Annotated in this window: 10 protein-coding genes; 9 read left to right on the top strand and 1 reads right to left on the bottom strand. The window is 71.8% G+C overall.

The window, feature by feature from the left end; all coding sequences use genetic code 11:
- Nucleotides 1-52: 52 nt before the first annotated feature.
- From ACIOJE_RS11645 to ACIOJE_RS11675, 7 genes are all read left to right on the top strand, one after another.
- The gene (locus ACIOJE_RS11645) at nt 53-985 is read left to right on the top strand and encodes a LysR family transcriptional regulator (protein ID WP_400775344.1); all 933 of its coding nucleotides are present in this window, start codon (nt 53-55) and stop codon (nt 983-985) included.
- Nucleotides 986-1,078: 93 nt separating this feature from the next.
- On the top strand, nt 1,079-3,685 hold the full coding sequence (clpB, locus tag ACIOJE_RS11650; protein WP_400775347.1) for an ATP-dependent chaperone ClpB: 2,607 nt from the start codon (nt 1,079-1,081) through the stop codon (nt 3,683-3,685).
- Between the two features lie 301 nt (nt 3,686-3,986).
- A complete protein-coding gene (locus ACIOJE_RS11655) occupies nt 3,987-4,547 on the top strand; it encodes a YbjN domain-containing protein (protein ID WP_280673768.1) in 561 nt (186 codons plus the stop codon).
- Between the two features lie 695 nt (nt 4,548-5,242).
- Nucleotides 5,243-5,644: a hypothetical protein gene (locus ACIOJE_RS11660; RefSeq protein ID WP_280673769.1), complete on the top strand. Its 402-nt coding sequence runs from the start codon at nt 5,243-5,245 to the stop codon at nt 5,642-5,644.
- Between the two features lie 4 nt (nt 5,645-5,648).
- Nucleotides 5,649-7,409: an alpha/beta hydrolase gene (locus ACIOJE_RS11665; RefSeq protein ID WP_400775349.1), complete on the top strand. Its 1,761-nt coding sequence runs from the start codon at nt 5,649-5,651 to the stop codon at nt 7,407-7,409.
- Nucleotides 7,410-7,426: 17 nt separating this feature from the next.
- Nucleotides 7,427-7,972: a hypothetical protein gene (locus tag ACIOJE_RS11670; protein ID WP_280673771.1), complete on the top strand. Its 546-nt coding sequence runs from the start codon at nt 7,427-7,429 to the stop codon at nt 7,970-7,972.
- A gap of 683 nt (nt 7,973-8,655) precedes the next feature.
- Nucleotides 8,656-9,816, top strand: coding sequence for a pyridoxal phosphate-dependent aminotransferase (locus ACIOJE_RS11675; RefSeq protein WP_400775352.1), 1,161 nt, complete (start codon nt 8,656-8,658; stop codon nt 9,814-9,816).
- A gap of 25 nt (nt 9,817-9,841) precedes the next feature.
- Here ACIOJE_RS11675 and ACIOJE_RS11680 read toward each other — a convergent pair whose 3' ends face one another.
- Entirely contained in the window at nt 9,842-10,426 is a 585-nt protein-coding gene (locus ACIOJE_RS11680) for a TetR/AcrR family transcriptional regulator (protein ID WP_400775354.1), read from the bottom strand.
- A gap of 92 nt (nt 10,427-10,518) precedes the next feature.
- Here ACIOJE_RS11680 and ACIOJE_RS11685 point away from each other — a divergent pair, with 92 nt between their 5' ends.
- Nucleotides 10,519-11,946 (top strand): amidase, encoded by a 1,428-nt coding sequence (locus ACIOJE_RS11685; protein ID WP_400775356.1) that lies wholly within the window; start codon nt 10,519-10,521, stop codon nt 11,944-11,946.
- A gap of 457 nt (nt 11,947-12,403) precedes the next feature.
- The gene (locus tag ACIOJE_RS11690) at nt 12,404-12,934 is read left to right on the top strand and encodes a DUF2617 family protein (protein ID WP_400775359.1); all 531 of its coding nucleotides are present in this window, start codon (nt 12,404-12,406) and stop codon (nt 12,932-12,934) included.
- Nucleotides 12,935-12,984: the final 50 nt, after the last annotated feature.

Genomic DNA, 12,984 nt, shown 5'->3' on the forward strand with positions numbered 1-12,984 from the left:
CGGGCGGGGCTCCGGTAGCGCCGCGGGCTCTATGAGGACATAGCCTGAACCTATGGCCCTCTCCCCCCGTGTCCCCGAGCTCGGCGCCCTGGAGCTGCTGCTCGCGGTGGCCCGGCTGGGCAGCGTCGGACGGGCGGCGGCCGAGCTGGGCGTCAGCCAGCCGACCGCCAGCGCCCGGATCAAGGGCATGGAGCGGCAGGTCGGCGTCCCGCTGCTGGAGCGCTCCCCGCGGGGCAGCAAGCCGACCGAGGCGGGCCAGCTGGTGGTCGAGTGGGCCCGGCAGGTGGTGGAGGCGGCCCAGTCGCTGGACGCCGGGATCGACGCGCTGCGCGAGCGGCGGGACGCCAAGCTGCGGGTGGTGGCCAGCCTGACCGTCGCCGAGTACCTGATGCCGGGCTGGCTGCTGGCGCTGGCCGAGGTCAGTCCGGGGACGTCGGTGACGCTGCGGACGGCGAACTCGGCGGAGGTCGCCGGGCACGTGCTGGCCGGGGACGCCGAGCTCGGCTTCGTCGAGGGCCCGTCCACCCCGCCCGGGCTGGCCGGCGCGGTGGTGGCGGCGGACCGGCTGGTGGTCGTGGTGGCGCCCGGCCACCCGTGGGCGCGCCGCCGGACGCCGCTGACCGGGCCCGAGCTGGCCGCCACCCCGCTGGTGCTGCGCGAGTCGGGCTCCGGCACCCGGGAGGTGCTGGAGATGGCACTGGCGCCGTACGGGGGCGCGGTGCGGCCCCGGCTGGAGCTGGCCTCGACCACCGCGTTGAAGGCGGCGGCGATGACCGGGGCCGGGCCGGTCTGCCTGAGCGAACTGGCGGTGGTGGAGGAGCTGGCCACCCGGCGGCTGGTGGCGGTGCCGCTGGCGGAGGGGCTGGACCTGCGGCGGCCGCTGCGCGCGGTGTGGCCGCCCGGGCAGCGGCCGAGCGGGCCGGCCCGGGAGCTGCTGGTGCTGACCCGCCGGACGCCCCGGACGCCCCGGTCGAAGCGGTCCTGAGAACGCGAGGTGAAAACTTGAGCGGAATAGACTCAACTTAGTGCATGCTGTAGGTAGCAGTACTGAAGGACGACGAGGGAGGATCCCCCAGCAGTGGACGCCAGCAAGTTCACCACCAAGACGCAGGACGCCCTGTCCGCCGCGATCCGGCAGGCGGGCGCGGACGGAAACCCGGACGTCAAACCGGTGCACATCCTGATCGCCCTGCTGGAGCAGCCCGAGGGCATCGCCCGGCCGCTGCTGGAGGCCGTCGGGGCGAACGTCACCCGGATCGACGCCGAGGCGCGCCGACAGCTGGCCGCCCTGCCCACGGCGATGGGCTCGACCGTCGCCGCGCCGCAGCTCGCCCGGGACACCCTCGCGGTGCTCACCGAGGCCGGCAAGCGGGCCGACGACCTGGACGACCAGTACGTTTCCACCGAGCACCTGCTGGTCGGCCTGGCCGCCGAGGGCGGGCCGGTCGCCGAGCTGCTGGTGCAGCAGGGCGCGACGGCCAAGGCGCTGCTCGCCGCGTTCAAGGACGTGCGCGGCAGCGGCCGGGTCACCTCGCCGGACCCGGAGGGCACCTACAAGGCGCTGGAGAAGTACGGCACCGACCTGACCCAGGCCGCCCGGGACGGCAAGCTCGACCCGGTGATCGGCCGGGACCAGGAGATCCGCCGGGTGGTCCAGGTGCTCTCCCGCCGGACCAAGAACAACCCGGTGCTGATCGGCGAGCCGGGCGTCGGCAAGACCGCCGTGGTCGAGGGCCTCGCCCAGCGCATCGTCGCCGGCGACGTGCCGGAGTCGCTGCGCGGCAAGCGGCTGGTCGCGCTGGACCTCAGCGCGATGGTGGCCGGCGCCAAGTACCGCGGCGAGTTCGAGGAGCGGCTGAAGGCCGTCCTGAACGACATCAAGCAGAGCGACGGCCAGGTCGTCACCTTCATCGACGAGCTGCACACCATGGTCGGCGCGGGCGCCGGCGGCGACTCCGCGATGGACGCCGGCAACATGCTCAAGCCGATGCTGGCCCGCGGCGAGCTGCGGATGGTCGGCGCCACCACGCTGGACGAGTACCGCGAGCGGATCGAGAAGGACCCCGCCCTGGAGCGCCGCTTCCAGCAGGTGCTGGTCGGCGAGCCCAGCGTGGAGGACTCGATCGCGATCCTGCGCGGCCTCAAGGGCCGGTACGAGGCGCACCACAAGGTGCAGATCGCGGACGCCGCACTGGTCGCCGCGGCCACCCTGTCCAACCGCTACATCACCTCCCGCTTCCTGCCGGACAAGGCGATCGACCTGGTCGACGAGGCGGCCTCCCGGCTGCGGATGGAGATCGACTCCTCCCCGGTCGAGATCGACGAACTCCAGCGCTCCGTCGACCGGTTGCGGATGGAGGAGCTGGCCCTGGAGAAGGAGTCGGACGCCGCCTCGATCGACCGGCTGGCCCGGCTGCGGCGCGATCTCGCCGACCGGAACGAGCAGTTGAGCGCCCTGAACGCGCGCTGGGAACAGGAGAAGAAGAGCCTCAACCGGGTCGGCGAGCTCAAGGAGCGGCTGGACGACCTGCACGGCGCGCTCGAACGGGCCCAGCGCGACGGGGACTTCGAGCGGGCGTCGAAGCTGATGTACGCGGAGATCCCGGCCGCCGAGAAGGAGCTCACCGACGCCCAGGAGCGCGCCGCGGACCAGGACGCCTCCGCCTCGATGGTGAAGGAGGAGGTCGGCCCGGACGACGTGGCCGACGTGGTCGCCTCCTGGACGGGCATCCCGGCCGGCCGCCTGCTGGAGGGCGAGAGCGCCAAACTCCTGCGCATGGAGGAGGAGTTGGGCCGGCGCCTGATCGGCCAGGCGGAGGCCGTGCAGGCGGTCTCGGACGCGGTGCGCCGTACCCGTTCCGGCATCGCCGACCCGGACCGCCCGACCGGCTCGTTCCTCTTCCTCGGCCCCACCGGCGTCGGCAAGACCGAACTCGCCAAGGCCCTGGCCGACTTCCTGTTCGACGACGAGCGGGCCATGGTCCGGATCGACATGAGCGAGTACGGCGAGAAGCACTCGGTCTCCCGCCTGGTCGGCGCCCCGCCCGGGTACGTCGGCTACGAGGAGGGCGGCCAGCTCACCGAGGCGGTCCGCCGCCGCCCGTACAGCGTGGTGCTGCTGGACGAGGTGGAGAAGGCCCACCCCGAGGTCTTCGACGTCCTGCTCCAGGTGCTGGACGACGGCCGGCTCACCGACGGCCAGGGCCGCACGGTGGACTTCCGCAACGCGATCCTGATCCTGACCTCCAACCTGGGCAGTCAGTTCCTGGTGGACCCGGCCACCCCGGAGGACCGCAAGAAGGCCCTGGTGCTGGACTCCGTCCGGGCGACGTTCAAGCCCGAGTTCCTCAACCGGCTGGACGACATCGTGGTCTTCGACCCGCTGGGCACCGCCGAACTGAGCCGGATCGTCGACCTCCAGGTGGCCCGCCTCGGCGAGCGGCTGCGCGAGCGGCGGCTCACCCTGGACGTCTCCGAGGCCGCCCGCGACTGGCTGGCCCTCACCGGCTACGACCCGGCGTACGGCGCCCGACCGCTGCGCCGGCTCATCCAGTCCGCGATCGGCGACCAGCTGGCCCGGGCGATCCTGTCCGGCCAGGTGCACGACGGGGACACCGTCCTGGTCGATCGGGACGAGGAAGGCGACCGACTCACCATCCGCAGTCGCGGCCCGCTGGAGAAGTAGCGCCGCAGGTCCGGGCCGCCCGCACAGTCGAGCGGGCGGCCCGGACAACCTCTGTGTGGCACCGCACAGTTGAGGCGCGATGCGCCGGCGGACGGGCCGACCGACACCCTCGCCCGGACGCCACCCGACCGGACACTCTCCGTCACCAAAGCCCCGTCCACCAGGCGTCGGAACGCCCCGATCGAAGATCGACGCGTGCCCGGGTGCCCCTGTGAGGCGAGCCCCGAATGAGGCAGGATGGGAGGTGGAAAGGGCGGCCTCTCATTGCCGGCCACCACGTGCACTGAGGAAGAGGACCCCCATGAGCATCGACCCGTCGTCCATCCCGTCGTTCGGCGCCCCCCAGGGCGGTCAGCCCGGCGGCCAGGGGCGGCCGGCCGGCCCGCCGCCGATCATCGTCCCGGACCAGGGCCTGGTCACCCAGCTGCTGGACCAGATGCAGCTCAAGCACGTCGTGGACGAAGAGGGCGACCTCACCGCCCCCTGGGAGGGCTTCCGCGTCTACTACATGTTCCGCGGCGAGCAGAAGGAGCTCTTCGCGGTGCGCGCGTTCTACGACCGCGCGTACCCGCTGGAGAAGAAGGGCGAGATCCTCGACCTCATCGACGAGTGGAACCGCGAGACCCTCTGGCCCAAGGTCTACACCCACACCCACGAGGACGGCGTGGTCCGCCTGATCGGCGAGGCCCAGATGATCGTCGGCACCGGCGTCAACCTGGACTACTTCGTCACCACCACCGCCAACTGGACCCAGGCCTCCGTCGGCTTCGAGCAGTGGATCGTCGAGCGCCTCGGCCTGCAGAACGACATCGAGGGCGAGGACGGCGAGGGGGGGACCCCCGAGGGCACCAACGAGGCCTGACCCCTTCCCTGCACGCGAGCACGGCCCGACCACTTGGCCCCAGGTGGTCGGGCCGTCCTTGTCCCCGGCCCCCGGCTGTCCCAGGATGGGGCCGACGACGACGCGTGAGGAGCCACCGATAGGTAACAGGCCACTGCTGAACCGCAGGCTGGCGGGTATGGGCACGACCATCTTCGCCGAGATGTCGGCGCTGGCCACCACCCCATCGCCGCTCTGCCCGGCATGCGCGAACGCACCGTCGCCATCTCCTCCGCCGGCAAGACCTTCTCCTTCACCGGCTGGAAGGTCGGCTGGGTCAAGCCCTGCTCGGCTGCCTATTCGCTGGCGACCTGAGGACGAATGCGGTGGCCCTGCCGAGATGCCAGGTCAGCCTGCGAACGCTCCCATGCCTTGGTTGAAGGCCGAGAGCGGCATCTGCTGAACCACAGGGTTCGAGGACGCCGCCAAGAGAGTCCCCCGGATCCGCCGCCCATGTTCCTCAGTCAACCCTCACTTGGATCGGCGCTGGTGTCGGTCTGCTCCAGGATGTCCGCGTCCTGAACAAGGTCCACCCGCTGGGTCTCGGAAAGTGCATGCCAGCGCCCGGGTCCGCCGATCGCAGCCAGGAGCAACCGATTACTATCCGACAGTAATCATTTCTGGGGGGGAATGCGGGCGACGGGCAGCGCCCGTGAGCCGGCTACAGGGGGGAACACATGGCGGATCCTGATCTGGCCTTGGAGTTCAAGGTCAATCCGGCCGAGCTGGACGGCTGCGGACAGAGCGCCCAGCACATAGGCGGTCTCATACCGGGCGAGACCGCGAAGATCACCGATCCGTGCAGCCAGGCCGCCTCCGGCCTGCAGGGCTTCCTCTCCGCCGCCGCCATCACGAACTGCGGCACGAACTGGAAGACGCTGCTGGACAAACTCGGCGGCGACATGGGCGACGTCGGTACCAAGCTCGCCGCATCGGCCGCCTACTACCGCCAGGTCGAGAAGGACGTCCACACGAGCATGAGGAACCCGGCCGCACCGATCCCGGACGAGCCGGACCCCTTCGGCACGACCGTCGTGCCGGGCCCCGTGAAGCCCGCCAGCGCGAAGGCGGCCGAGTAGCCCAATGGACATCAAGACCCTTCACGACGCCGACGTCATCGGCATCACCACCGCGAAGAACGCCTTCGACACCCTGGCCACCGCCTTCGGCCAGCACAAGGACAACTGGCAGAGCGAGGTCGTCGACCGGCTGAACCGCTCCCAGTGGACGGGCACCGCCGCCGGCCACGCCCAGGCCCGGATCCAGCTCCTGGAGAACGAGCTCCAGGCCGCCCAGCAGGAGATCGGCCTCGTCAGCAGGGCCCTGCAGGACGCCTACGACGGCTTCGCCGCCGCCCAGGCACACCTGATCAGCGCCCTCGACGACGCCAAGACCCACAAACTGACCGTCGCCGCCGACGGCGGGATCACCTGGGACAAGGACCCGAACTCCGCGAACTTCGCCGGCACCGACGCCGAGAACCAGGCCAAGCAGATCCAGGCCCGGATCACCGCCGCGCTCAACGAGGCCGACCACACGGACCAGACCATCAGCGCCCGGCTCGCCCACCTCGCCACCAACGCGAGCAGCGGCACCGGCCTCGACTCCGCCACCGCGAAGACCGACCTGGACGCCGCGAACGCGCTCCAGCAGATCCCCGCCGCAGGCACCGACCCGAACAGCGTCAAGGCCTGGTGGAACGGCCTGACCGACGACCAGCAGCAGCGGATGATCCTCAACCACCCGGACCAGATCGGCAACCTCGACGGCATCCCCGCCGTCGCCCGCGACCAGGCCAACCGGACCAACCTGAAGAACCTGATCCAGGACCGCCAGCGCCAACTCGCCGACCTCGGCCCCGAGCCGAAGAAGATGCTGAGCGTCGCCGAGACCAACGGCGGGCCCGTGGAGAACCCCGACTACACGGAGTGGAAGCGCAAGCGCGACGCCCTCAAGGAGAAGCTCGCCGGCTTCCAGAACATTCAGAAGCGGCTCGACGGCAAATTCGACGATGGTGGCGGGCCGAACTCCGACCCGCCGCTGCTGTTGCTGGGCATCGGCGATCAGGGGCAGGGCCGCGCGATCCTGTCCTGGGGCGACCCGGACAAGGCCAAGAACGTCTCGTCGTTGGTGCCCGGGCTGAACAGCACTCTGGCAGGCGTCGGAGCGGGCGACGCCTCCACGGCGAAGCGCGTCTACCAGTCAGCCACGACCGCTGCGACGGCCAACGGTGACGTGCCCCCGAGCGTCGCGTCCGTGTTCTGGCTGGGGTACGACGCCCCGCAGCTGGAGGGCTCCGGCTCCTCGGTGCTCATGCAGGACCGGGCGGAGGAGGGCGGGGCCGCGTACCAGAAGTTCCTGACCGGACTCCGGGCCACTCACGAGGGGGTGCCGGCGCACATGACCGCGCAGGGGCACAGCTACGGCTCCCTGGTGGTCGGGAAAGCGACCCAGCAGCCCGGTGGCCTGCCCGTCGACGACATCGTCCTGGTCGGCAGCCCGGGTGTCGGGGTGGACAAGGCGTCACAGCTCGGGGTCGGCGCGGATCACGTGTACGTCGGCACGGCCAAGTACGATCCCGTCGCGGCCGCACCGGCCCCCGGGATGTTCGTTCCCGGTTGGGCTGCGTACGAGGCGATCACGAATCCCGACGGGTTGTGGCACGGCACGGACCCGGCAAGCCAGAGCTTCGGCGCGCAGCGCTTCTCAGTGGCGGACGGGACCGTGACCGACTCCCACGACAACTACTTCGGGAAGCACGACAAGGGCGGCGACTCGCTCCCCAACATCGGGAAGATCGTGAGCGGCCACGGGAACACGATCACCCGGGAGGATCCGAGGTGAGGGCCACGGTATGGCGCATGACCGTGCCAGGGGTACTGCTGGCGCTCCTGGTCGGCTGGTACGCCTGGCCGGAGCCCGAGGAACCCACCGTGCCGGTCGAGCAGGCGCAGCACCGGATCGAGGCCGAGCTCGCCGACGTCGCGGGGGCCTTCCACCCGGGGCTCCAGTGGACCGAAGCGAGGTACTACAGCCTGGCCGACACCACTGGGTTCTGCGGTACCCAGGGATGCAAGAAGACCGGCCGCGCGGAACTGCTGGCCGAGCAATGGGGCCGGGTCCGGATCGGGCCGGGGAAGCAGAATGAGCGGCTCGACGAGGTACAGAAGCTCTGGACCGCGAAGGGGTACGCGGTTCGACGTGAGCAGCGGCTGCTGGAGGTGAAGGATTCGCAGCAGCACCTCCAGTTCCTGATGGGCGCGGACGGCTGTGCCGAGCTGCATGTCTCCGTGGTCGATGTCGCCGACTCCACCGAGCCCGACGGCTCAGGCGGATTCGCGCAGGGGCCACCGGAGTCCGTCAAGGCGGAGTGCGCGACGGTCGACGACTCCTACTGGTCACACTGATACCGCCGAGCCCGCCCGGGTCGGCTGGGAGTCGGCGCTCCGTGGGCCCAACCGGCGGGCCATACGCGCGGCTGTCTCCGGTGCCACCAGCTCCACTCGGCGGCGGAACAGCCCCTTGACCACGAAGAAGCACGAGAACTTCCCGTACGGGCCGATCTCGCGACACCCGTAGAGGCCGAAGCGGCCAGCCATACGGCTGGCCGCTTCGGCTGAGAAACGTACGCGCGTACACGTACCACTCGTTCGTGCCGCGGATCTTGGCAACCCAGCCAACCGAGACGGGGCAGATAAGGCACTGGGGCGTGATGGACACGTCTGGAAACGGGGCGGCGGGATCCGCACTCGCAACGTCAAGGGGCACATCAAGCGCCGCGGTCGATGCGGCGGTCCACTCGGCGGTGGCGTGCCGTGCGCACACCCCTGGGTGCTCGCCAATGCCGTACCAGGGCATCAGCTCGTTGCGGCAGCGAGTTCCTGCCTTCGTCGTGGTCGTGCACTGGTTCACACGCCTCTCCCCCAACCAGCCGTTCGACCTTGGCGGCGGTGATCCCATCTGCCCGGACCGCCGTCGGTCCGGCTGCGACACCAACTGGACTACTGCTTCAGGCGGGTTGCAGATGCTTGTCCATCACTCGCCAGTCATCAGAGGATGGCCCTGACTACGAGCCGTGAGGAGCCTTCGCATGGGAACCAGGCCGCTGCTGAACCGCCGACTGGCCGGGATGGGCACGACGATCTTCGCCGAGATGTCCGCCCTGGCCACGGCCACCGGTTCGATCAACCTCGGCCAGGGGTTCCCCGACACCGACGGGCCCGAGGAGATCCGCGAGGCGGCCGTACGGGCCCTGCGCGAGGGCCACGGCAACCAGTACCCACCCGGCCTCGGCATCCCGGAGCTGCGGCAGGCCATCGCCGAGCACCAGCAGCGCTTCCACGGCCTCACGTACGACCCGGACACCGAGGTGCTGGTCACCGCCGGCGCCACCGAGGCCATCGCCGCCACCCTGCTCGCCCTGCTGGAGCCCGGCGACGAGGTGATCGCCCTCGAACCCTTCTACGACTCCTACGCCGCCTGCATCGCCATGGCCGGCGCCACCCGCGTCCCGCTCACCCTGCGCGCGCCCTCGTTCCGCCCGGACCTGGACGAGCTGCGCACCCTGATCACCCCGCGCACCCGGCTGCTGCTGATCAACACCCCGCACAACCCCACCGGCACCGTCCTCACCGCCGACGAGCTGGCCGCCATCGCCGCCATCGCCGTCGAACACGACCTCCTGGTCGTCACCGACGAGGTCTACGAGCACCTCGTCTTCGGCGCCACCCACCACCCCATCGCCGCCCTGCCCGGCATGCGCGAACGCACCGTCGCCATTTCCTCCGCCGGCAAGACCTTCTCCTTCACCGGCTGGAAGGTCGGCTGGGTCACCGCGAGCCCGGCCCTGGTCTCGGCCGTCCGCACCGCCAAGCAGTACCTCACCTACGTCAGCGCCGGCCCCTTCCAGTACGCCGTCGCCGAGGCCCTCCGCCTCCCCGACGACTACTTCGACGGCTTCCGCGCCGACCTGCTCCGCAAGCGGGACCTGCTGGCCGACGGCCTCACCTCGGCCGGCTTCCGGGCGTTCACCCCCGAGGGCACGTACTTCATCACCACCGACATCACCCCGCTCGGCGAGAAGGACGGCATCGAGTTCTGCCGCTCCCTGCCCGAGCGCTGCGGCGTCGTCGCCATCCCCAACGCCGTCTTCTACGACAACGCCGAGGCCGGCCGCAGCCTCGTCCGCTTCACCTTCTGCAAGAAGGACTCCGTGCTGGAGGAGGCGGTGTCACGGCTGCAGCGCCTCTGATCCGACGGCCGGCCGGCGGGAACGGTCAGACCCGCCCTGGACCAGCCAGGTGGGCGTGCAGGATCGCCCGGGCCTCGGGGGCGGTGAGGCGGCCGACGAGGACGTGCGTGGTGAGCCCGTCGGCCAGGGCGAGCAGTGTCCTGGCCTCCCGGACGGCGTCCGGGCCGGCGGTCGGCGACGCCTCGGCGATCAGCCGGGTGAACAGGCCTTCCAGGGCGGCGTAGTCGGCGTTCAGCGGCCCGGCCAGCCGTTCGTCGACGGCGGCCTGGGCGACGAAGGCCAGCCAGACCCGCGCCTCGGAGCGCTGCCCCTCGCCGAGCAGCGCCACCTCGGTGGCCGCGTGCGCCAGGGCGGCGGCGGCCGTGGGCGCCGGGTCGGCGGCGGGGGGCGTCCGGACCCGGGCGGTGATCCGCTCGCCGACGTAGCCGAGGGCGAAGCGCAGCATCTCGTCCTTGGTCCGGAAGCAGCGCTGGACGGCGCCGGCCGAGACCTGCGCGCGGTCGGCCACGTCGCGCAGGGTCACCCCCTCCAGGCCGCGCTCGTCGGCGAGCCGGCAGACGGCCTCGGCGATCCGCCGGCGCCGGCTCTCGTGGTCCACCTGTCTGGGCACGGGCCCCGCCTCCGGTTTATTCGATGCGCTCGTATCGGTTCCCAGGCTACGGTACCGATACGAGTGCATCGGTACGAAGAGGGGAGCACATCATGCCGGACGCCCTGTGGCGCCTGACGGCCACCGCGCAGGCGGCGGCGGTACGCAGCGGAGAGGTCTCGGCCGTCGAGCTGCTCGACAGCCACCTGGAGCGGATCGGTGCGGTGAACCCGCAGGTCAACGCCGTCACCCAGGTCCTGGCGGAGCGCGCCCGCGCGCAGGCGCGGCGGCTCGACCGGGCGCGGGCCGCGGGCGAGGAGCCCGGCCCGCTGGCGGGCGTGCCGTTCACGGTGAAGGAGACCACCGCCGTCGAGGGGGTGGCGACCACCTTCGGGGTGCCGCGCTTCCGCGACCTGGTGGCGCGGGCCGACGCTCCCCCGGTCGCCCGGCTCCGCGCGGCCGGGGCCGTACCGATCGGGCACAGCAACATGCCCACCATGATCCTGGCCGGGATGCACACCCGCAGCGAGCTGTACGGGGACACCGCCAACCCGTGGGACCGCGGCCGCACCCCGGGCGGGTCCAGCGGCGGCGACGGCGTGGCCGTCGCGACCGGCCTGGCCGCACTCGGGCTCGGCAACGACTCCGGCGGCTCCATCCGCGTCCCGGCCGCGTTCTGCGGGGTCGCCGGGCTGAAGCCGTCCACCGGCCGCTTCCCCGCCGACCACCGCGCGTTCGGGCCGCAGGACCCGGGCCCGGCCTCGCAGTGGCTGGTCACCGACGGCCCGCTCGCCCGGAGCGTCGCCGACCTGCGGCTCGCCTACGAGGTGCTGGCCGGCCCCGATCCGCGCGATCCGCGGGCCCTGCCCCTGCCGCGCTACGGCGAGCCGCTGCCCGGGCCGGTGAAGGTCGCGGTCGTGGCGGACCCGGGCGGGCACGGCGTCCACCCGACGGTCCGGGCCGCGATCGAACGCGCGGCGGCGGCGCTGCGGGACGCCGGGTACGACGTGCGCGAGGTGGCGGACGTCCCACGGATCGACGAGACCCTGGACGTGTACGACCGGATCGTCATGACCGAGTTCGCGCCGATGTGGCCCTCCGTACGCACCCTGCTCGGCCCGGGCGGCGACCGCTTCATCGAGCTGACGATGGCCCGGACCCCGCCCGCGACGGCCGCCGAACTCATGACGCTGATGGGGAGTTGGCTGGGCATCCGCCGCTCCTGGGCCGAATTCCTTGACGAGTACCCGCTGTTGCTCGGACCGGTGTTCACCGAACCACCGGTCGAACCGGGCGTCGAGTCCCGGGACGCGGCGGGGCGGGAGCTGGTCCGCACGGCGATGCGGCTGTGCGAGGCGACCAGCTTCGCGGGGCTGCCCGCGGTGGCGGTGCCCACCGGCCTGGCCGACGGCCTGCCGACCGGGGTGCAGCTCGTCGGACGGGCGTTCCGGGAGGACCTGTGCCTGGAGGCGGCCCAGGCGGTCGAGGACCGGCTCGGGGTCCTCGCGCCGATCGACCCCCGGCCGCGGGGGGAACAATGATGGCCCGGCGAGCGGGCTGAATTTGCCTCAACTCGCCTGGCACCTATGCCAGATTGATGCCCGTGAGGCAATTCTGCCGACCTCTCCGGAACGCTCCGACCGCCCTGCCCGCCCGGCGCGTGCAGGGCGGCGGCGCGTGAGGCGAGCGCACGGCGCACTCCCAGCGTGCACGGCGCACGATTCAGCGAAAGGGGCGCGCGCTGTGCAGAGTCGCACACCGGCTCGATCAGAGCCGCGAAGCAGGCGCGCTCGAAACAGTGAATGCTTGACAAAGTTGGGTAAATCACCGACGGACCCGGCGTATTCGTGCTTCTCTGCTGCTGAATCTCCAGCCGGAATCCTTCCTTCCACGGTCGGCCGCGCCCAGGGCCGCACAGCCACGAACAGCCTCGCCATCGCCTAGGCGTACTCGATGCTGCTCGGCGGGCGCGCACGGAGCTGAAACGCGGAGCCGAGCATGCTCACCACACTGCAGACCTCCTACACGGACACCCGCGCCGGTGACCTGGCCTGGTGCCTGGGCGGCGAACCGCTGCCCGCTCTCGCGGTCCGCGACCTGAGACTCGACGGCGGCGGCCGCCCGGGCACGTCCGACACCCTCCAGTTGCGGCTGCTGGGCGCTTCGCACCAGGTGGTGATCGCCGCCGGCCCGGGCAGGTGCCTGGAGACCGTCGCCTGCCTGCCCGGCCGTCGCACCCCGCTGCCGGCCCGGGTGGCCAAGCAGGTCGGCGGCTGGGAGTACGAGTTCGCGGCCCGGATCGAGGCACTGCCCCCGCACGACTTCGCGGCCCGCGCCCAGGAACTGCTGGCCCTGGTCGAGGGGCACCCGCGCGGCCTGGCCGGGGTGTTCCCGGGCGACCCGAGCGCCTTCACCGCGCTGGTCACCCAGGGCGGCGCGGACCGGCTGCTCTGGCGCACCTGGCACGCCTACCCGCAGGAGGGCCAACTGGTCTGCACCCGGTCCTCGCTGGTGGTGCCCGAAGCATGACGGCCGCCGATCCGACCAAGGGGGCCGATCCGACTACGGCCTACGAATCG

The sequence above is a fragment of the Kitasatospora sp. NPDC087861 genome (assembly GCF_044742585.1).
Taxonomy (GTDB): Bacteria; Actinomycetota; Actinomycetes; order Streptomycetales; family Streptomycetaceae; genus Kitasatospora.

Excerpts from the sequence above, each read along its gene's own strand:
- ACIOJE_RS11665 (WP_400775349.1), top strand. The coding sequence starts at position 5,649 with ATGGACATCAAGACCCTTCACGACGCCGACGTCATCGGCATCACCACC.
- ACIOJE_RS11655 (WP_280673768.1), top strand. The coding sequence starts at position 3,987 with ATGAGCATCGACCCGTCGTCCATCCCGTCGTTCGGCGCCCCCCAGGGC.
- ACIOJE_RS11685 (WP_400775356.1), top strand. The coding sequence starts at position 10,519 with ATGCCGGACGCCCTGTGGCGCCTGACGGCCACCGCGCAGGCGGCGGCG.
- ACIOJE_RS11670 (WP_280673771.1), top strand. The coding sequence starts at position 7,427 with ATGACCGTGCCAGGGGTACTGCTGGCGCTCCTGGTCGGCTGGTACGCC.
- ACIOJE_RS11690 (WP_400775359.1), top strand. The coding sequence starts at position 12,404 with ATGCTCACCACACTGCAGACCTCCTACACGGACACCCGCGCCGGTGAC.
- ACIOJE_RS11660 (WP_280673769.1), top strand. The coding sequence starts at position 5,243 with ATGGCGGATCCTGATCTGGCCTTGGAGTTCAAGGTCAATCCGGCCGAG.
- ACIOJE_RS11645 (WP_400775344.1), top strand. The coding sequence starts at position 53 with ATGGCCCTCTCCCCCCGTGTCCCCGAGCTCGGCGCCCTGGAGCTGCTG.
- ACIOJE_RS11675 (WP_400775352.1), top strand. The coding sequence starts at position 8,656 with ATGGGAACCAGGCCGCTGCTGAACCGCCGACTGGCCGGGATGGGCACG.